20 protein-coding genes are annotated in these 18944 nt (G+C 65.9%); 12 read left to right on the top strand and 8 right to left on the bottom strand.

Annotation, left to right across the window (positions count from 1 at the left end; genetic code table 11):
* The first annotated feature begins 68 nt into the window (after positions 1-68).
* Together CT676_RS33140 and CT676_RS33135 are read left to right on the top strand one after the other, a co-directional pair.
* Positions 69-950: a 3-hydroxybutyryl-CoA dehydrogenase gene (locus CT676_RS33140; protein ID WP_063985792.1), complete on the top strand. Its 882-nt coding sequence runs from the start codon at positions 69-71 to the stop codon at positions 948-950.
* Between the two features lie 237 nt (positions 951-1187).
* A complete protein-coding gene (locus CT676_RS33135; protein ID WP_014491648.1) occupies positions 1188-1382 on the top strand; it encodes a hypothetical protein in 195 nt (64 codons plus the stop codon).
* 10 nt (positions 1383-1392) lie between these two features.
* Here CT676_RS33135 and CT676_RS33130 read toward each other — a convergent pair whose 3' ends face one another.
* The gene (locus CT676_RS33130) at positions 1393-2058 is read right to left on the bottom strand and encodes a TlpA disulfide reductase family protein (RefSeq protein WP_063985791.1); all 666 of its coding nucleotides are present in this window, start codon (positions 2056-2058) and stop codon (positions 1393-1395) included.
* A 109-nt stretch (positions 2059-2167) separates the two neighbouring features.
* Between CT676_RS33130 and argH the strand changes: the two genes are divergently transcribed.
* From argH to lysA, 3 genes are all read left to right on the top strand, one after another.
* A complete protein-coding gene (gene argH, locus CT676_RS33125; protein WP_135216224.1) occupies positions 2168-3565 on the top strand; it encodes an argininosuccinate lyase in 1398 nt (465 codons plus the stop codon).
* Between the two features lie 93 nt (positions 3566-3658).
* Positions 3659-3952 carry a lipoprotein gene (locus CT676_RS33120; protein ID WP_063985789.1) on the top strand — a complete coding sequence of 98 codons (294 nt, stop codon included), beginning with the start codon at positions 3659-3661 and terminating at the stop codon, positions 3950-3952.
* Between the two features lie 23 nt (positions 3953-3975).
* A complete protein-coding gene (gene lysA / locus CT676_RS33115; protein WP_085401935.1) occupies positions 3976-5241 on the top strand; it encodes a diaminopimelate decarboxylase in 1266 nt (421 codons plus the stop codon).
* Between the two features lie 209 nt (positions 5242-5450).
* Here lysA and CT676_RS33110 read toward each other — a convergent pair whose 3' ends face one another.
* A complete protein-coding gene (locus tag CT676_RS33110) occupies positions 5451-6359 on the bottom strand; it encodes an NAD(P)-dependent oxidoreductase (protein WP_085401936.1) in 909 nt (302 codons plus the stop codon).
* Positions 6360-6476: 117 nt separating this feature from the next.
* The gene (locus CT676_RS33105; protein ID WP_135216223.1) at positions 6477-6860 is read right to left on the bottom strand and encodes a carboxymuconolactone decarboxylase family protein; all 384 of its coding nucleotides are present in this window, start codon (positions 6858-6860) and stop codon (positions 6477-6479) included.
* Positions 6861-7038: 178 nt separating this feature from the next.
* On the opposite strand from CT676_RS33105, the gene CT676_RS33100 reads away from it, so the two are divergent.
* Entirely contained in the window at positions 7039-9156 is a 2118-nt protein-coding gene (locus tag CT676_RS33100; protein ID WP_085401937.1) for a TIGR02302 family protein, read from the top strand.
* A gap of 3 nt (positions 9157-9159) precedes the next feature.
* Positions 9160-10065: a DUF4175 family protein gene (locus CT676_RS33095; protein WP_071909343.1), complete on the top strand. Its 906-nt coding sequence runs from the start codon at positions 9160-9162 to the stop codon at positions 10063-10065.
* A 134-nt stretch (positions 10066-10199) separates the two neighbouring features.
* Here CT676_RS33095 and CT676_RS33090 read toward each other — a convergent pair whose 3' ends face one another.
* Together CT676_RS33090 and CT676_RS33085 are read right to left on the bottom strand one after the other, a co-directional pair.
* On the bottom strand, positions 10200-10574 hold the full coding sequence (locus tag CT676_RS33090) for a response regulator (RefSeq protein WP_028147294.1): 375 nt from the start codon (positions 10572-10574) through the stop codon (positions 10200-10202).
* 59 nt (positions 10575-10633) lie between these two features.
* Positions 10634-11512, bottom strand: coding sequence for an MJ0042-type zinc finger domain-containing protein (locus CT676_RS33085; protein ID WP_085401938.1), 879 nt, complete (start codon positions 11510-11512; stop codon positions 10634-10636).
* Between the two features lie 181 nt (positions 11513-11693).
* Here CT676_RS33085 and ftsE point away from each other — a divergent pair, with 181 nt between their 5' ends.
* The 4 genes from ftsE (at position 11694) to CT676_RS33065 (ending at position 14876) form a co-directional block, all read left to right on the top strand.
* Entirely contained in the window at positions 11694-12353 is a 660-nt protein-coding gene (gene ftsE, locus CT676_RS33080) for a cell division ATP-binding protein FtsE (RefSeq protein ID WP_014491659.1), read from the top strand.
* Positions 12346-13314, top strand: coding sequence for an ABC transporter permease (locus CT676_RS33075; protein WP_063985782.1), 969 nt, complete (start codon positions 12346-12348; stop codon positions 13312-13314). Before ftsE ends, CT676_RS33075 begins: the two co-directional genes overlap by 8 nt.
* Positions 13315-13386: 72 nt before the next feature.
* Positions 13387-14091 carry a YdcF family protein gene (locus tag CT676_RS33070; protein ID WP_085401939.1) on the top strand — a complete coding sequence of 235 codons (705 nt, stop codon included), beginning with the start codon at positions 13387-13389 and terminating at the stop codon, positions 14089-14091.
* 11 nt (positions 14092-14102) lie between these two features.
* Positions 14103-14876, top strand: a complete 774-nt coding sequence (locus CT676_RS33065; RefSeq protein WP_085401940.1) for a lysophospholipid acyltransferase family protein — start codon at positions 14103-14105, stop codon at positions 14874-14876.
* On the opposite strand, the gene CT676_RS33060 is transcribed toward CT676_RS33065, so the two are convergent.
* The gene (locus CT676_RS33060; protein ID WP_028147288.1) at positions 14873-15484 is read right to left on the bottom strand and encodes a gamma-glutamylcyclotransferase; all 612 of its coding nucleotides are present in this window, start codon (positions 15482-15484) and stop codon (positions 14873-14875) included. The two genes, CT676_RS33065 and CT676_RS33060, sit on opposite strands and share 4 nt — an antisense overlap.
* A gap of 110 nt (positions 15485-15594) precedes the next feature.
* On the opposite strand from CT676_RS33060, the gene CT676_RS33055 reads away from it, so the two are divergent.
* Positions 15595-16779, top strand: a complete 1185-nt coding sequence (locus CT676_RS33055) for a DUF2125 domain-containing protein (protein ID WP_085401941.1) — start codon at positions 15595-15597, stop codon at positions 16777-16779.
* 111 nt (positions 16780-16890) lie between these two features.
* On the opposite strand, the gene CT676_RS33050 is transcribed toward CT676_RS33055, so the two are convergent.
* Positions 16891-17829 carry a prephenate/arogenate dehydrogenase family protein gene (locus CT676_RS33050; protein WP_014491665.1) on the bottom strand — a complete coding sequence of 313 codons (939 nt, stop codon included), beginning with the start codon at positions 17827-17829 and terminating at the stop codon, positions 16891-16893.
* Positions 17826-18920, bottom strand: a complete 1095-nt coding sequence (locus CT676_RS33045; RefSeq protein WP_063986730.1) for a histidinol-phosphate transaminase — start codon at positions 18918-18920, stop codon at positions 17826-17828. Before CT676_RS33045 ends, CT676_RS33050 begins: the two co-directional genes overlap by 4 nt.
* Positions 18921-18944 lie beyond the last annotated feature (24 nt).

Below are 18944 nucleotides of genomic sequence, written 5' to 3'. Positions count from 1 at the left end.
TAAATCGGACCTCCCGGCTCGGGGGATGAGGCAGGCGCGATCTGCGCGCCGTTCCGGTGGATGACATTATGGCGGCAGTGATCAAGAAGGTCGGCGTGATCGGCGCGGGTCAGATGGGCAATGGCATCGCGCATGTCGCGGCGCTGGCCGGTTTCGACGTGGTGCTCAACGACGTCTCGGCCGACCGGCTCAAGTCGGGCATGGCCACCATCAATGGCAATCTGGCGCGCCAGGTCTCCAAGAAGGCCGTCAGCGAGGACGACAAGACCAAGGCGATGGCGCGCATCAAGCTCGCCGAGAAGCTCGACGACCTCGCCGATTGCGACCTCGTGATCGAGACCGCGGTCGAGAAGGAAGAGGTCAAGCGCAAGATCTTCCACGAGCTCTGCGCGGTGCTGAAGCCGGAGGCGATCGTCGCCTCCGATACCTCCTCGATCTCGATCACGCGGCTAGCCGCCGCCACCGACCGGCCCGAGCGCTTCATCGGCATTCACTTCATGAATCCGGTGCCGCTGATGGAGCTGGTCGAGCTGATCCGCGGCATCGCCACCGACGACCAGACCTTCGAGGCGTCCAAGGAATTCGTCTCCAAGCTCGGCAAGCAGGTCGCGGTCTCCGAGGATTTCCCGGCCTTCATCGTCAATCGTATCCTGCTGCCGATGATCAACGAGGCGATCTACACGCTGTATGAAGGCGTCGGCAATGTCGAGGCCATCGACGCGGCGATGAAGCTTGGCGCGCATCATCCGATGGGCCCGCTCGAGCTCGCCGATTTCATCGGCCTCGATACCTGCCTGTCGATCATGCAGGTGCTGCATGAGGGCCTCGCCGACTCCAAATATCGCCCGTGCCCGCTGCTGGTGAAATACGTCGAGGCCGGCTGGCTCGGTCGCAAGACCCAGCGCGGCTTCTACGACTACCGCGGCGCCAAGCCGGTTCCGACGCGCTGATCCAATTTCCGGTGCCGTAGGGTGGGCAAAGGCGCAAAGCGCCGTGCCCACCATCTCTCCAATGATGCGGTGGAAATTGGTGGGCACGCTTCCGCCTTCGCTCTTCGAGCTACGGCGGACAAGCCGCTTTGCCCACCCTACGGCGCTCTCGCCCTCCGGCCGCGCATCCGCACCGTGACAATTCATGTCGCATTAACCCATCGCCCCTAGGCTGCGCCCGGTAAGAGGGTTTGCGTAATGGACATGATGGCGATGGTCAGCACCATGCTGGCCGCTCAGCAAGGCGCGCTGCAGTCGAATATCACGGCGACGCTGATGAAGCAGAATGCGGACGCGGAAAAATCCACCGTCCTGACGCTGCTCGGCGCTGGTCAGCCCTCGCTCGCCAATGTCGGCGCCGGCGTCGGCGGCAACCTCAACGTCACCGCTTAAGACACACCGCCTAGAGCGACGCGGCGGCCTTGCCCGTCGCAGCCCGGATCAGCTTGAGCGCGTCCTCGCTCGCCCATTCCGCCGGCCCCGCGATCGTCGCGATCTCGCAGCCCTGCGGGTCGACCAGCACCGAGGTCGGCATGCCCAGGGCCCGGCCTATGGCTTTAAGATCCTGGAAAACCTTGGCTTTCTGATCGCTAAAATAGCCGAGCCGGGTCAGATTGGCCTCTTTCAGGAACGTCTTGGGCTTCTCGGCGTCGCGGGTGTCGATGTTGATCGCCACCACCTCGAAATTCGGGCCCGAAAGCTTGCCCTGGAGCTCGTCCAGCGCCGGCATTTCCTTGCGGCAGGGCACGCACCAGGTGGCCCAGAGGTTGACCAGCAGCGTCTTGCCGCGGAAATCGGACAGCTTCTTCGGCTTGCCGTCAGCGTCCTCGAAGACAAGGTCGGGCAGTTTTAGCGGCGCGCTCGCCACGGTCAGGGCGGCCAATTCTCCATGGGCGAGGGGAGCGATTTTTTGCGCCGTTGCCACCGCGGCCCGGCAGGCCGGATCGCCTGAGGGCGCCCGGTTCAGGCCCAGCCCGTACAGCGCGGCGAAGCCGGCCAGCCCCCCGATCGCCACAGTGGCGATGACGAGGGGGATCCGGCGCGTGGCGGAGGGCGTCTTGTCGAGCATATCGTTTGTCATCCGGTCGCAGATATGGCTATCAGGGGCCTCTTAATACGGCTGGCTCCGGCCAGCAAACGTGCGGCAGCAGCGGCAAGCAAGGCGTGAGCAGGGGATCATGAGCAACAAGATGTGGGGCGGCCGGTTCTCGGAGCGCCCCGATGAGATCATGGAAGAGATCAACGTCTCCATCGACGTCGATCGTCACCTCTTTGCCCAGGACATTGCCGCATCCAAGGCGCACGCCGCGATGCTTGCCGCGCAGGGCATCATCACGGGCTCTGATGCGAAAAATATCGGCAAGGGTCTAGACACGATTTTGTCAGAGATCGGCAAGGGCGGCTTCACGTTCAAGCGCGCGCTCGAAGATATCCATATGAACGTCGAGAGCCGCCTGTCCGAGCTGATCGGCCCCGCCGCCGGCCGGCTGCACACCGCGCGTTCGCGCAACGACCAGGTTGCGACCGATTTCCGTCTCTATGTCCGCGACGTTCTCGACGAGACCGATGCCGCGCTCGCCGCATTCCAGGCCGCGCTCGTCAATCGCGCGCTCGAACATGCCGCGACCGTCATGCCCGGCTTCACGCATCTGCAGACCGCGCAGCCCGTGACCTTCGGCCATCATCTGCTTGCCTATGTCGAGATGGCCGCGCGCGACCGCGGTCGTTTCCAGGACGCCCGCAAGCGGCTCAATGAATCGCCGCTCGGCGCCGCCGCGCTCGCCGGCACCTCGTTCCCGATCGATCGCCACGCCACCGCGAAGGCGCTCGGTTTCGACCGCCCGATGGCGAATTCCCTCGATGCGGTCTCCGATCGCGACTTCGTGCTGGAGACGCTGTCGGCGGCCTCGATCTGCGCCGTGCACATGTCGCGCTTTGCCGAGGAGATCGTGATCTGGACCTCGCCGCTGGTCGGTCTCATCCGCCTCAGCGACAAGTTCACCACGGGATCCTCGATCATGCCGCAGAAGCGCAACCCGGATGCCGCCGAGCTCGTGCGCGCCAAGACCGGCCGCGTCATCGGCGCGCTCAACGGCCTCCTGATCGTGATGAAGGGCCTGCCGCTCGCCTATCAAAAGGACATGCAGGAGGACAAGCAGGGCGCGATGGAGGGCTTTGCTGCCCTGTCGCTCGCGATCCGCGCCATGACCGGCATGGTCCGCGATCTCGTGCCCGACGAAGCGAAGATGAGGGCGGCGGCGGGCGAGGGCTATGCCACCGCGACCGACCTTGCCGACTGGCTGGTGCGGACGCTGAAGATGCCGTTCCGCGACGCCCACCACGTCACCGGCCGTATCGTGGCGAAGGCCGCCGAGGGCGGCGTGGCGCTACACGAGCTGCCACTGAAGGAGATGCAGGCGATCGAGCCAAAAATCACCAAGGACGTGCTCGGCGTGCTCTCGGTCGAATCGTCGGTGAAGAGCCGGACCAGCTACGGCGGCACCGCGCCGAAGAACGTGGCGTCGCAGGCCAAGGCCTGGGCGAAGCGGCTGGAAAAAGAGCGAAAATTGGGCTGAGGGCAAAATTTCGCTTATGTTTCATGGTCATCCGGCTCTCGCCAGAGCGTGCCAATCTCTGTATGGTGCGGCCCGCGTAGTGGGGATTTCGTCGTGACGTCAAAGTTTCGCCCGGCCGGCTCGGGGTGGGCCATCATTGTCTTGAGCCTGACGGCGCTCGCGCTTGCCGGCTGCGGCCGCAAGGGCCCGCTGGATCTGCCGCCGACCGCCTCCAGTGCATCCACGGCCAATGTCGCAGCTCCAACCGACACCGAGACCGAAGCCCAGAGGACGCCGAGCGTGTTCAATCCCGGCTACGGTGCGGACGCAGCGCCTGCCGCCGCCAAGGGCAAGAAGAAATCGTTTATCCTCGACCCGCTCCTGGACGAACCTCCCGGCAAAAAATGAGCCGGGATAGCTGAGCCGACGCCATGAACCATTTTGACTATCGCAACGGCGTGCTGCACGCCGAGGCCGTGAACCTGTCCGAGCTGGCCGCAACCGTCGGTACGCCGTTCTATTGCTATTCGACCGCGACGCTCGAGCGGCACTACCGCGTCTTCGCCGACGCCTTCGCCGGCGAGAAGGTGCTGGTCTGCTACGCCATGAAGGCGAATTCCAACCAGTCGGTGCTGCGCACGCTGGCCAAGCTCGGGGCCGGCGCCGACGTGGTCTCCGGCGGCGAATTGAAGCGCGCGCTGGCCGCCGGCATCCCCGCCAGCAAGATCCTGTTCTCCGGCGTCGGCAAGACCGAAACCGAATTACGTGCCGCGCTGGCCACCGACATCCTCTGCCTCAACGTCGAATCCGAGCCCGAGCTCGAGCTGTTGTCGCGGCTTGCGACCGAGATGGGCAAGACCGCGCGCATCTCTGTGCGCGTCAATCCCGACGTCGATGCCGGCACGCATGCCAAGATCTCGACCGGCAAGTCCGAGAACAAGTTCGGTATTCCGATCGCCTATGCCCGCGAGGTCTATGCGCGCGCTGCAAAACTTCCGGGCATCGAGGTCACAGGCACCGACGTGCATATCGGCAGCCAGATCACCGATCTCTCCAAGATGGAGACCGCGTTCCGTATCCTCTCCGAATTCGTGCAGACGCTGCGCAGCGACGGCCACAACATCTCGCATGTCGATTTCGGCGGCGGCCTCGGCATTCCCTATTACATGGACCGCGAGGCGCCGCCGGCGCCCGACGCCTATGCCGCCATGGTCAAGCGCGTCAGCCACAATCTCGGCTGCACGCTGATGTTCGAGCCGGGCCGCATGATCGTCGGCAATGCCGGCATCCTGGTCGCCAGGGTGATCTATGTGAAGCACGGCGACGGCAAGAATTTCGTCATCATCGACGCCGCCATGAACGATTTGATCCGCCCGACGCTGTACGAGGCGCATCACGACATTCTGCCGGTGACGCAGCCGGCCGCGGGCGCCGCCACGATCATGGCCGACGTCGTCGGCCCGGTCTGCGAGACCGGCGACTATCTCGCACTGGATCGCACGCTGCCGACGCCGAAGCCTGGCGATCTCATCGCCATCATGACCGCGGGCGCCTATGGCGCGGTGCAGGCCGGCACCTACAACACGCGGGCGCTGGTGCCGGAAGTGCTGGTGAAGGGCGATCAATACGCCGTGGTGCGCCCGCGTATCGAGGTCGAGCAGCTGATCGCGATGGACACGCCGGCGCCGTGGTTGTGAGGGATTGAGGGGCGGTAAGGCCGCGCCTCATCCTCGCTGTCGTCCCCGCCTAGTGCGCAATTGCGCACGGGGGGCGGGGACCCATAACCACAAGAAGTGGTTGTTTGGCTAAGCTGTAACTCCGAGTCCCCGTTACCATATCAGCCTGTGGTTATGGGTCCCGGGCTCGCGCTTCGCGCGCCCCGGGACGACGAGCTGAGTGTGTGGCGCTACTTCCCGGCCAATCCACCTTTCGCGCCGCCAACCACAACCCCCGCCTTCTTCTCGATCGGCTTGATCGCCGCGGTGAAATCGGACTCGGCGCCTTCCGCGCTGATTACGGTCTCCCATAGCCGTCCGACCGCGTCCGCGACCTCCATCGACAGGCCGAGCGACTTCATCTCCTCCAGCGCCAGCCGCACGTCCTTCACCATCAATCCGGTGGCGAAGCCGAAGTCGAACGTTCGCGGCAAAACCGAGCGCGGAAACTTGTCGCGGCTCGCGGTGTTCATGCCGGAGCCGGCATTGATGACGTCGATCATCACGGCGGGATCGAGCCCCGCCTTGACGCCCATCACCACCGCTTCCGAGGTCGCCACGATCGCGGTCGCCGACAGGAAATTGTTGGCGAGCTTCATGGTCTGCGCCGCGCCCGGCTTCTCGCCGATGAAGAACACTTTTCCGATCACGTCGAGCGCGGGCTTGAGCAGCTCGAACTCGGCTTTGGGCCCTGAGACCATCACCGCCAGGGTGCCCTTCTCGGCGCCGCCGACGCCGCCGGAGACGGGGCAGTCGATCTGCACGATGTCGCGTTTTGCCAGCAGGCCGTGGATCTTCGCCGCCATCGTCGAGCCGACGGTGGAGAGATCGATGAAGCGTCTGGCGCGGCTCCCTTCGATCACGCCGTTTGCTCCCGTGGCGACCTCGAGCGACGCCTGCAGCGAGGGCAGGCTCGCCATGACCGTCTCGACCTGGTCGGCAACGTCCTTCGGCGAGGTTGCAGCGGTGGCACCGCGCGCCACGAGCTTGTCGACGACCTCCTTGCGCGTGTCGAACACGACGAGCTTGTGCCCCGCCTCGATCAGCCGCCGCGCCATCGGGAAACCCATGTTTCCGAGGCCGATGAATCCGATGTGCATGGTGTTTCCTTCTTTCTTCTTCGTTGTTCGTTGGATGTGAAACGGCGATCATTCTCCGCTCGTCGTCCCGGGCTCGCGCTCGGCACCCCCCGGGACGACGGCGGAGAGAGGTCGGCCTCACGCCTTGCTGTCGATCTCCGCGAACACCTCGCGCGCGATGCGAAAGCTGTCGACTGCGGCCGGCATGCCGCCATAGATCGCGACCTGCATCAGGATCTCGCGGATCTCGTCGCGGGAGACGCCGTTGGTCAGCGCGCCCTTGAGATGCGCGCGAAACTCGTGCTGGCGGTTGAGGATCGCGATCATGGCGATGTTGAGCATGCTGCGGGTCTTGCGCGGCAGCTCCTCGCGGCCCCACACGGTGCCCCAGCAATATTCGTTGAGCATCTCCTGGAACGGACGGTTGAAATCGTCGACGTTCTTCAGGGCATTGTTGACATAGGCCTCGCCCAGCACCGCTTTGCGGACTTCCAGGCCCTTGTCGTGCATCTTCTTGTCCATGGCGTTCCCTCTATTTCCCTTGCGTTTCCCTTGGGAATGGCGCGTGGAAATTACGGGGTTGCGCCCGGCCAGTCACGTCCTCGTGTTATGCGGGAAAAGGGGTCTCTCCCGTACCGGAACGGATGCCTCAGTGCTGCCGTTGTGATACGCTTCTCTACCGGGCAACCTGGAGAATTGATTGAACGGCGTCACCCCCGACCCGTCAGACCCGATCCGCGATGGCGACGCTCTGTCGCGGCTGAAGCTGACGCAGGCCCTCGATCGGGCTATTTATGCCATCGCGTGGGAACGTGCCTGGCCACATCTGGCGCGGGTGTTGACTGTCGTTGGCCTGTTCCTTGTGGTGTCGTGGGCCGGCCTCTGGCTGGCGCTGCCGTCCGTCATCCGTGCCATCGGTCTCGTGGTTTTTGCCGGCGCCGCAATCGCCGCTCTGGTCCCGCTGCTTCGTTTCCGCTGGCCGGGCCGCGACGAGGCTCTGAGCCGGCTCGACCGTGGCTCCGGTATCCGTCACCGCCCGGCGACGACGCTGACGGACACGCTGAGCTCGAAAGACCCGGTTGCGCTGGCGCTGTGGCAGGCGCAGCGCGAGCGCACGCTGGCTTCGCTCAAGCGCATCCGTGCCGGCTTGCCGCATCCGCGCCTCGCCCTGCACGATCCCTGGGCGCTACGCGCGCTGGTCATGGTGATGCTGGTCGCGACCTTCTTCGCCGCCGGCGACGAACGCGCGATGCGGTTGGGTGCCGCGTTCGACTGGAACGGCGTGCTGGCGCCGACCAACGTCCGCGTCGATGCCTGGATCACCCCGCCGCTCTACACCGGCAAGCCGCCGGTCATCCTGTCGGCCGCCAACAAGGAGGCCGCAGCGCTGCCTGCCAGCGGCCCACTCGCAGTTCCGGCCGGCTCGACCCTGATCGTGCGCTCCTCCGGTAGCAGCCTCGATGTCGTCACCTCCGGCGGCCTCAAGGAGGTTGCGCCCAGCGAGGCCGCGCCGAAGGGTACCAACGAGAAGCATTTTACCATCACCGGCGACGGCACCGCGCATGTCCGCGCGCCCTCCGGCCAGCCGCAATGGGCCTTCGCGGCGACGCCCGACCGCCCGCCGACGATCGCGCTCGCCAAGGATCCCGAGCGTCAGGCCTACGGCGCGTTGCAGCTCTCCTACAAGATCGAGGACGATTACGGCGTCACGGGCGCCGCCGCGCAATTCGTTCCGCGCGCAACCGAAGACAAGGACGGAACCAAGGACGCGGACGGCAAGGCCGCGCGGCCGCTGTTCCAGCCGCCGCAATTCGCGCTGACCCTGCCCAATGCGCGGACCCGCAACGGCGTCGGCCAGACCGTGAAGGACCTCAGCGAGGATCCTTATTCCGGTGCGGACGTGACGCTGACGCTCACCGCCAAGGACGAGGCCGGCAACGAGGCGAAGAGCGAGCCCTTCAACATGCGCTTGCCGGGCCGGCTGTTCACCAAGCCGCTCGCCCGCGCGCTGATCGAGCAGCGCCGCATCCTCGCGCTCGACGCCAACAAGAATTCCGACGTCTACGCCGCGCTCGACGCGCTGATGATCGCGCCCGAGATGTTCACGCCGGAAGCCGGGCAGTATCTCGGTCTGCACAGCGTCGCACGCCAGCTCGAGGCGGCGCGCACCGACGATTCCCTGCGTGAGGTCGTGGCGAGCCTGTGGGCGCTTGCGGTGACGATCGAGGACGGCAACATCAGCGACGTCGCCAAGGCGTTGCGCGCGGCGCAGGACGCACTCAAGCAGGCGCTTCAGCGCGGCGCCAGCGACGAAGAGCTCAAGAAGCTCATGGACAATCTGCGGACCGCGCTCGACAATTACATGCGCCAGTACGCGCAGCAGATGCGCAGCAATCCGCTGGCGCGGCCGGCCATCGGCCTCGACGACCAGATGAAGCGCATCGAGCGGCTGATCCAGCGCGGCAATCGCGAAGCGGCGGCGCGCGAGCTGGACCGCCTGGCCCGCGCGCTGGAAAATCCTCCGGGGCCGCCCAGCGCCGAGCAGAAAGAGATGGACGAGATTGCGCGCGAGCTGAACGACCTGCTCCGGGAGCAGAACGCGCTTCGCGACGAAACCGACCGGCAGAGCAAGGACTCCAAGCGCGGCCAACGTACCAAGCCTCTGCCGCCCAAGGTTGCGGAGATCCTGCGCAAATCGAGAGAGCTGCGGCAGAAGACGCGCGGCGCGACCAGCGATCAGCTGGAGGACCTGGCAAGGCAGCAGGACGCCTTGCGCGAAGAGCTCAGGACCTGGCGTGAATCCCAGGGAGCGAGATAGCTCATGAAACACACCTCAATCTGGCAGAACGGCAAGGTCGCGCGCGGAAGGCTCGCCACGGCTTGTCTCGTGCTTATGCTGTCCTGTTCCACGGCTTCGATTGGCCTCGCCCAGTCGTCGCGCGCCGACCAAAAGAGTCTGGATGCACTGCTCGACAGCGCCGAGCGGTCGATGAAGCAATCCGCCGACAACCTGAAGGACAAGAACTCGGACGAGAGCATTGGCCAGCAGTCCCGGGCGATCCGGGACATGGAGAAGTATCTCTATCCCGATCCGAACGATCCCTCGGCGTCGCGCGAAGGGTCGCAGGATACGCAGGGCCGGCAGGAGCAATTGAAGAAGCGGCTGGAGGCCCTCAAGAAGAAGCTCGCCGAGATGGGCTTGCAGCAGGATGGCCAGAAAGGCCAGCGCGGGCAGAAACAGCCGGGGCAGCAGGGCCAACAAGGTCAGCAGGGCCAAGGTCAGGGTCAGGACGGCGACCAGGATGGCGATGACGGCTTCGACGCCGCCGAGAACGCCATGGGAGATGCCGGCAATCAGATCGGCGAGGGCGATGCCGACGGTGCGACGGCATCGCAGGGCAAGGCCATCGACGCCCTGCGCAAGGGCATGCAGGATCTCGCCGACGCGCTCGGCGGGCAGCAGAACGGCGAAGGCCAGGATCCGGGCGACGGTGACGGCCCCGGTCAGGCTGTCGGCCGCCAGCAGAGCGGCGGCGAACGGACCGACCCGCTGGGCCGGCCACTGCGCGGCAAGGAATACAGCGACGACTACACGGTCAAGATTCCCGGCGAGATCGATGCCCAGCGCGCGCGCCGCATCCTCGAAGAGCTCCGCCGCCGCCTGAGCGATCCCGCGCGTCCGCAGATCGAGCTCGATTACCTCGAGCGTCTGCTGAAGGATTTTTGACGTCACACTCGGTGTCATCGCCCGCGCAGGCGGGCGATCCAGTATTCCAGAAACGGTTGTGATTGAATGAGAGGCCGCGGCGTACTGGATGCCCCGGTCAAGGCCGGGGCATGACAGCGGAATACGCCGTGCCGCTACGCCTTCTTCGCTGCCAGCGCGTCCGCGACCGCCGTACGGATGTCGGCCACCGAGAACGGCTTGGTCACGACGTCATGCACCAGCGCATTCAAATTCGAGGCGCGCTCGCGCTGGTCGGCAAAGCCGGTCATCAGCAAAATGGTCAGGTCGGGGAAATCGCGCGCGGCGGAGAGCGCCAGCGCGATGCCGTCCATCACCGGCATCTGGATGTCGGTGAGCAGGAGATCGAACGCGCCGTTCTCGCGGGTCAGGATTTCCAGCGCCTCGGCGCCGTCCTGCGCGGTGACGGTCTCGTGGCCGTCCATGGCGATAGCGCGCGCAACCAGCTGGCGCATCGAGTCCTCGTCGTCGGCGATCAGGATTTTCGGCATGAGACCAACCTTGAGACCAATCTTGGGACCAGCCTCCCGTGCGGGATATGCAAAATCGATTATACGCTGCCGCCGGCAATGTCGCGCCGGTTGAAGAAGCGAACGTCGATATTGCGACCCTCCGGCGGCGGCGAGGCCAGGCGCGAGCGGAAGAAGGCGCGCTCACCCGGCTGCAGCACGGTCTGCTCCAGCACGGTGTTCCAGGCGTAGATTTCCGCTCCCTGCGCGTCGCGCACCGCAAAGCGCAGCCGCGGGATATCGAGCGGCTTCTTGCTTTGACCCACGATCACGCCCTCGATCACCAGCACCTGCTTACCGTCCACGGTCTCGCTGGAGAGCTTGACGTCCTTGAACGCCAGCCCGCGCAAATTAACTTCGAGTCCGACCATCTTGTAGAACGCCGCCGTCTGCGGCAGCAGTCGGACCATGTCGCCGCGCCAGATGACCAGCGCCAGCACCAGCGCGCCCATGGCGGCGCAGGCGGTCGGCAGACCGAAATGGGATTTTCGCGGAGCCTCGGTGGGGGCCTGACGCCTCACCCGCGCCCCGCGGCGGCTGAACAGGCTGCGGAACCAAGACTGGTGCTGCGCGCCGACGACGTCATCCTCGGCGGCGCGGGCCGCCGCTGACCATTCGTCCTCGGTCGCCTGGGCGTCCTCGGCCGGCCAGTCGCTGGCGATCGAGGGGCTGTCGACGACAGGCGTGTCAGCGGCGCCGTCGTCCCTGGCGTAGGAGTTCCACTGATCGGCGAGGTCGGACTGGTCGTCGGCCTGGCTGGCGGCCGCCATGGCCGGGACGGACGCCTCCTCGATGGCATCCTCGGCATAGGCGACCCAGGTCTCCTTGCAGCGGGAGCAGCGGACCGTTCGTCCGTTCGCCCCCAGGCTCGCGGGCTTGATGGCGTAGGATGTCGTACAATGGGGGCAGACGATATGCATGGACACGAGCCTTGATGCACGGACTGGTCTTGACGATGCTTCGGTCGCGGAGAACCGGGCATCCCAGATGCTACAGAGCGACCGTTAACGAACCGGAAACCATAACGGTCGCAAAACCCGTTGATCGCGTGTGGCGGAGCGCAGCAGCGCGGCCCGCGCCCCCTCTCGAACGGAGCTGAGCTTGGTTCGGTTCGAAAATGTCGGATTGCGTTACGGACTGGGGCCGGAGATTCTGCGCGACCTCAGTTTCGAGATTCCGGCGCATTCCTTCCAGTTTCTCACCGGCCCGTCCGGCGCCGGCAAGACCTCGCTGCTGCGTTTGCTGTTCCTGTCGCACCGGCCGACGCGCGGCCTCGTCAACCTGTTCGGCCACGACATCTCGCAGCTCGGCAAGGACGAGATCGCGGATTTGCGCAAGCGCATCGGAATCGTGCTCCAGGACTTCCGCCTGCTCGACCACATGACGACCTATGAGAACGTCGCCTTGCCGTTCCGCGTCATGGGCCGCAGCGAGTCGAGCTATCGCAAGGAGGTGATCGACCTGTTGCGCTGGGTCGGCCTCGGTGACCGCATGGACGCGCTGCCGCCGATCCTGTCCGGCGGCGAGAAGCAGCGCGCGGCGATCGCGCGCGCCGTGATCTCGCGGCCGCAACTCCTGCTCGCCGACGAGCCGACCGGCAGCGTCGATCCGACGCTCGGCCGCCGGCTGCTGAGGCTGTTCATCGAGCTCAACAAATCAGGCACCGCCGTCATCATCGCCACCCACGACATCGGCCTGATGGACCAGTACGAGGCGCGACGCTTCGTGCTGCACCAGGGGCGGCTGCACGTCTATGAGTAGGCCCGACGACCGCGGCGTGCTGGTAGATCTCGGACAGGAGCGTCCGCAGCTTCCGCCCAAGGCGCGCAACATGTCGCCGATCGTGCCGCGCGCCTCGATCCACGGCCGCGCGCTGGTTGCCGTCGTCGCCATCATGACCTTCCTCGCCTCGATGACCACGGGCACGGTGCTGCTCGTCAGTGCCTCCGCCGCGGAATGGCAGTCGGACGTTGCAAGCGAAATCACCATCCAGGTCCGCCCGCAGACCGGCCGCGATCTCGATCGCGACACGGCGGCAGTGACGGAGGCCATCCGCGCGCAGGCCGGCATCATCGAGGTCAAGCCGTTCACCAAGGACGAGAGCGGCAAGCTGCTCGAGCCCTGGCTCGGCACCGGCCTGTCGATGGACGATTTGCCGGTGCCGCGGATGATCATCGCGCGCGTGCAGCCCGGCACGCCGCTCGATCTCGGCGCCTTGCGCGCGCGCGTGACCCAGGCCGCCCCAAGCGCCAGCGTCGACGATCACCGCGCCTGGATCGAGCGGATGCGCTCGATGACCAACGCCACCGTGCTCGCCGGCATCGGTATCCTCGCCCTCGTCATCATCGCGACCATCATCTCGGTCTCGTTCGCGACCCGCGGCGCCATGGCGGCGAACCAACCGATCGTCGAGGTCCTGCATTTCGTCGGTGCCGGCGACCGTTACATCGCCAACCGCTTCCTGCGTCACTTCCTCAGGCTGGGCCTGGAGGGTGGCGTGATCGGCGGCGGCGCCGCCATGCTGGTGTTCGGCTTCTCCGAGTCGATCGCCGGCTGGTTTTCCGGGACCCCCGTCGGCGACCAGTTCGCAGCTCTGCTCGGCACCTTTTCGCTGCGGCCGTCGGGCTACATCGTGCTCGCGGTGCAGGCGGTGCTGATCGGCGCCATCACCGCGGTTGCTTCGCGCCAGACGCTGTTCGCGACGCTGAATGATGTCGATTGAGCCCGATAAACCGGACTCCACTTCGCCTCAAAACGTCCTAAAATCATCCGGGGAAGGGATCACCGACATCATATGACCTTGCCGACCGACGATCGATCGCCGAAATTGCCGCGCGGCTGGCTGCGCGCGGCATTGGTATCGACGATCGCGTTCGTCTTCGTCGGCGCGGCGGCGGGCTTCATCGCCTTCCTGGCGCAATTGCGCGGCGCCGAGATCGCGCCGGACCGCAAGGCGGACGGCATCGTGGTCCTGACCGGCGGCTCCTCGCGGGTGTCGGATGCGATGGAGCTCCTGGCGGCCGGCTACGGCAAGCGGCTCCTGATCTCCGGCGTGCACCCGACCTCGACGGCGAGCGACATTTCCCGGACGCTGCCGGAGAACCAGTCCTTCATGCATTGCTGTGTCGATCTCGACCGCACTGCGGTCTCGACCCGCGGCAACGCGGCGGAAGCGCGGCGCTGGGCCGAGGGGCGCGGCTTCAGATCGCTGATCGTCGTCACCTCGAACTATCACATGCCGCGCGCGCTGGTGGAGTTCTCGCATGCGATGCCCGAGACCACGCTGATCCCGTTCGCGGTGGTCGGCGAAAAATGGCGTGAGGAGCCGTGGTGGACCTCGGCCTCCACCTTGCGGCTGCTCTTGTCCGAATACGTCAAGTACATCGCCGCCGAGCTGAGGGTGCGGCTGGAGGATTTCGGGATTGACCTTTCCCCCGAGATGTCGGAGCAGCCTGCTGGCGTGGCGCCGAAGCGGCCCGCCACGGCACAGGCCAATTGATCGGACCATCGATGTTTTTGATTTTCCTGCGCTCGCTCCTGTTCAACGTGCTGTTCTACGCCGTGCTCGTATGCCTCGCGATCGTGGCGCTGCCGACCTTCGCATTGCCGCCGCGCGCCATGCTGACGATCGCGCAATGGTGGGCGAAGGCGACGCTGTTCCTGATGCGCGTGATCTGCAACATCAAGGTCGAATTCCGTGGGCTGGAGAAGATTCCGGCAGGGCCACTGGTGATCGCGGCGAAGCATCAGTCGTTCTGGGAGACGTTCGTGCTGCCGGGCTTCTTCAACCGTCCGATCTTCATCCTCAAGCGTCAGCTCATGCAGATCCCGGTCTTCGGCCAGTTCCTGGTCAAGACCGGAATGATCGCGATCGACCGCAAGGCCGGCGTGAAGGCGCTGCTGGACATGACGCGGCGGGCGCGCGACGCGGTGCGCGCAGGCGGGCAGCTCGTGATCTTTCCGGAAGGCACACGCCGGGCGCCCGGCGCCGCGCCCGATTACAAGACCGGCTTTGCGCAGATCTATTCGTCCTGCGGCGTGCGGTGCCTGCCGATCGCGCTCAATTCCGGCCTGTTCTGGCCGCGCCGCACCTTCATGCGCTATCCCGGCACGCTGGTGGTCGAGTTCCTCGATCCGCTGCCATCAGGCCTTCCGAAAGACGAGTTTCTCTCGCGCGTGCAAACCGCCATCGAAGACGCGACCGGCCGCCTCGTCGAAGCGGGCCGGAAAGAGCAGGAGCAGTTGATCGGCTCGTCGCCGAGCTACGCGCCGTCGCAGAGCTAGCGGTTCTCTCGATCTTCTGCGGGAGCCGGCGCGTGCAGCGAATGCGCATCACCGTGCAGCATGGTCGCGAGCTGATGCAATTGCGTGTCGCGAAAACCTTCGGCCTCGATCGCCTTCACCGTTGCCGTCACGTAGTCGCGGTTGGCGCCGGACTGGCCATGACCCTGGACGACATGGCGATGCTGGTCGGCGAGCGACAGCCGGCCGGCATACTGGACGTGGCCGCGATCGACGACATAGGCGAGCGCGGAGACGCGCTGTCGCGCATCGTTCTCAAGCCACACCGAGCGCATCACCTCGCGATAGACGGAGGTGACCTGCTCGCGCGCCCGCAGATAGGCGACGACGTCGGCGCGGTCCTTCTCGGCGACGCGAAAAGCAATGCCGCGGCAGGCGCCGCCGCGGTCGAGCCCGAGCACCAGGCCCGGCTGCTCCGGCGTGCCGCGATGCACGAAGGAATAGACGCACAGCGCGCGGTGCTCGCCGACCAGCCGCGCCGGGACGCGTTCCCTGAATTCGAAGCCCGGCCGCCACATGAGCGAGCCATAGCCGAACACCCAGAGGTCGCCCTTGGCTGTGGTGACGGAGGGGAGGGTGATTTCCGACATTTCGGGCACGGCTACCAGAACGACGCCCCCAAGCGAAGCGAATTCTCGGCCTTTCGGCGCGGCCGAACCCCGCTTACATTTGACAAAATCTGGGGTCAAAGGGTCGCCGCATGTCAGATATGACCGTTGCCACAGGCCGCCGCCCCCGTTGGGGCCTTTTCATCGCCCCCATTATCCTCCTGATCCTCGCCGTCGCGTGGAGCTGTTTCTGGTTCTATGCGGCCTCGCAGGCCGAAATCGCCGCAGACGCCTGGCGGGCGCAGGAGGCCAAGTCCGGCCGCATCTATGATTGCGCCAAGCGCTCGATCGCCGGCTTCCCGTTCCGCTTCGAGGTCCAGTGCTCCGGCGCCAGCGTCGCCCTGGTGTCGCAGAACGCCAGCAAGACGCCGTTCACGGCGAAGCTCGACAACATCCTGGTCGTCGCCCAGGTCTACGATCCCAAGCGCGTCATCGCCGAATTCTCCGCGCCGGCGACGCTCACCGACGGCGTCACGCAAAACACCTTCGTGGTGAATTGGAGCAAGGGCCGCAGCAGCGTGTTCGGCCTGCCGGCGGTGCCGGATCGCGCCTCCATCGTGTTCGACGATCCCGTCATCAATCGTCTCGACGGCAGCGTGCAGGTGCCGCTCGCGCGCGCCAAGCAGGTCGAGCTGCACGGTCGCCTCGCAGACGGGTCGCGGTCGGATCATCCTGTGATCGAGACCGTGCTGCACGTCGCGCAGGGCAGCATCCAGGGCGTTCATCCCTTGCTCGCCGAGCCGTTCGAGGCGGATACGCGTGCGAAGATCACGGGCCTCTCCGACCTCACCCCAAAGCCGTGGCCGCAACGCTTCCGCGAGATCCAGGCCGCCGGCGGTCACATCGAGATCGTGCAGTCGCGCGTCCAGCAGGGCGAGATGATCGCGGTTGCGGCCGGCACGCTCGGCCTCTCGGCCAATGGCCGACTCGACGGCGAATTGCAGATGACCGTGACCGGCCTCGAGCGCGTGATCCCGGCGCTCGGCATCGAGAAGATGCTGGAGGAGGGGGTGCCGCAGGCAACCCTCGACCGCGTTGCGCCGGGCGTGAAGTCGCAGGACCTCAACAATCTGTTCGGCGCCCTCGACCGCGCCGTTCCCGGCCTCGGCAAGGTCATCAAGCAGAACGCCAATGCCGGCGTTGCGGCCGGCATCAATTCGATCGGCACCGAGAGCACGCTTGAAGGCAAGAAGGCGAGGAGCTTCCCGCTGAAGTTCGTCGACGGTGCCGTGCTGCTCGGCCCGGTCAAGGTCGGGCAGATCCCGCCGCTGTATTGATCCCCGTCATTGCGAGCGAAGCGAAGCAATCCAGACTTTCTCTTCCTCTTCGGAAACAGTCTGGATTGCTTCGTCGCTACGCTCCTCGCAATGACGAAGGCGAGAGGGGTGCTACGGCTTCTTGCCGAGCTGCGCATGCGGCCGGCCGAAATCCGGCGCTGCCGAATCCTGGCCGATCTCGACGATGCCGCGGCGGATGGCGCGCGTGCGCGTGAAGTGGTCGAACAGCGCCTCGCCGTCGCCGCGCCGGATCGCGCGGGTGAGCTTGGCGAGATCCTCGGTGAAGGTGCCGAGCATCTCCAGCACGGCTTCCTTGTTGGCGAGGAAGACGTCGCGCCACATCGTCGGGTCGGACGCTGCGATGCGGGTGAAGTCGCGGAAGCCGCCGGCCGAGAACTTGATGACCTCGGACTCCGTCACCTGCGCCAGCTCGTCGGCGGTGCCGACGATGGTGTAGGCGATCAGATGCGGCAGGTGGCTGGTGATCGCGAGCACGAGATCATGATGATCCGGCGTCATGATCTCGACCTTGGCGCCCATCGCCGCCCAGAACGCGCGCAGACGATCGGTGGCCGCCGCATCGACGCCTTCCGGCGGCGTCAGGATGCACCAGCGGTTGATGAAGAGCTCGGCGAAACCGGAATCGGGACCCGAATGCTCGGTGCCGGCGACGGGATGCGCGGGCACGAAATGAATGGTCTTCGGCAGATGCGGCGCCATGTCCCTGACGATCGCGCCCTTGACCGAGCCGACGTCGGAGACGATCGCGCCCGGCTTGAGATGCGCAGCGATCTCCTGCGCCACCGGCCCGCAGGCGCCGACGGGAATGCAGAGGATGACGAGATCGGCATCCTTCACCGCTTCCGCATTGGTCGCCACGACCTGGTCGACGATGCCGAGCTCCAGCACCCGCGCGCGCGTCTTCTCCGAGCGCGCGGTGGTGACGATCTCGGAGGCCAAGCCCTGGAGCTTCGCAGCGCGCGCGATCGAGCCGCCGATCAGGCCGAAGCCGATCAGCGCAACGCGCTGGAAGTGCGGTGTGGTGCTCATTTGCCGGCCATGAAGTCGCGCAGGCCCTCGACGACGAGGCGGTTGGCCTCCTCGGTGCCGATGGTCATGCGCAGCGAATGCGGCAGGCGGTAGTTCTTCAGCGCGCGCAACACCAGCCCGCGCTTGGTAAGATACGCGTCGGCCTCGTCCGCGGTCTTGCCATTTTCCGGGAAGTGGATCAGCACGAAATTGGCGACGCCGGGCGTCACCTTCAGTCCGAGCTTGCCGATCTCCTCGGAGAGCCAGTTGCGCCAGGTCTCGGTGAACTGCTTCGACATCGCCTGGTGCGCAGTGTCCTCGATCGCTGCGACCGCGGCATACATCGCCGGTGTCGACACGTTGAAGGGACCGCGGATGCGGTTGACCGCGTCGATGATGTGCTCCGGACCGAACATCCAGCCGACGCGCAGCGCGGCGAGGCCGTGGATCTTGGAGAAGGTGTGCGTCACCACGGTGTTCTCGGTGGTGGCGACGAGCTCGATCCCCATCTCGTAGTCGTTGCGCGAGACGTAATCGGAATAGGCGGCATCGAGCACCAGCAGCACGTGCGACGGCAGGCCGGCGCGCAGCCGCTTGACCTCGTCGAACGGCACATAGGTGCCGGTCGGATTGTTGGGATTGGCGAGCCAGACCAGCTTTGTCTTCGGCGTCACCGCCTTGAGGATGGCGTCGACATTGCAGGTGAGGTTGGTCTCCTGCGCGACCACGTTCTTGGCGCCGACCGCCATGGTCGCGATCGGGTAGACCAGGAAGCCGTGCGTGGTCGAGATCGCCTCGTCGCCGTGGCTGAGATAGGTGTGGGCGAGCAGATTGAGGATCTCGTCCGAGCCGGCGCCGCAGATGATGCGGTTGGGGTCGAGCCCGAAAGAGCGCCCGATCGCTTCGCGCAGCACGCGCGAGGTTCCTTCCGGATAGTCTTCCAGATGCGCCGCCACGTTCCTGAACGCCTCGATCGCCTTGGGCGAGGGCCCGAACGGCGTCTCGTTGGCCGAGAGCTTGAACACCTTGCGGCCCGGCTCAGCCACCGGGCTCTTGCCGGGCGTGTAGGGCGCAATATCGAGAATGCCGGGATTCGGCACGGGGCGGGACATCTTCAACTCCGGAAGTAGCTTTAG

This window comes from Bradyrhizobium sp. MOS001 (assembly GCF_004634465.1).
GTDB lineage: Bacteria > Pseudomonadota > Alphaproteobacteria > Rhizobiales > Xanthobacteraceae > Bradyrhizobium > Bradyrhizobium barranii.
The sequence above is the reverse complement of the archived record's forward strand: the minus strand, read 5'-3'. Positions and strand labels throughout refer to the sequence as shown.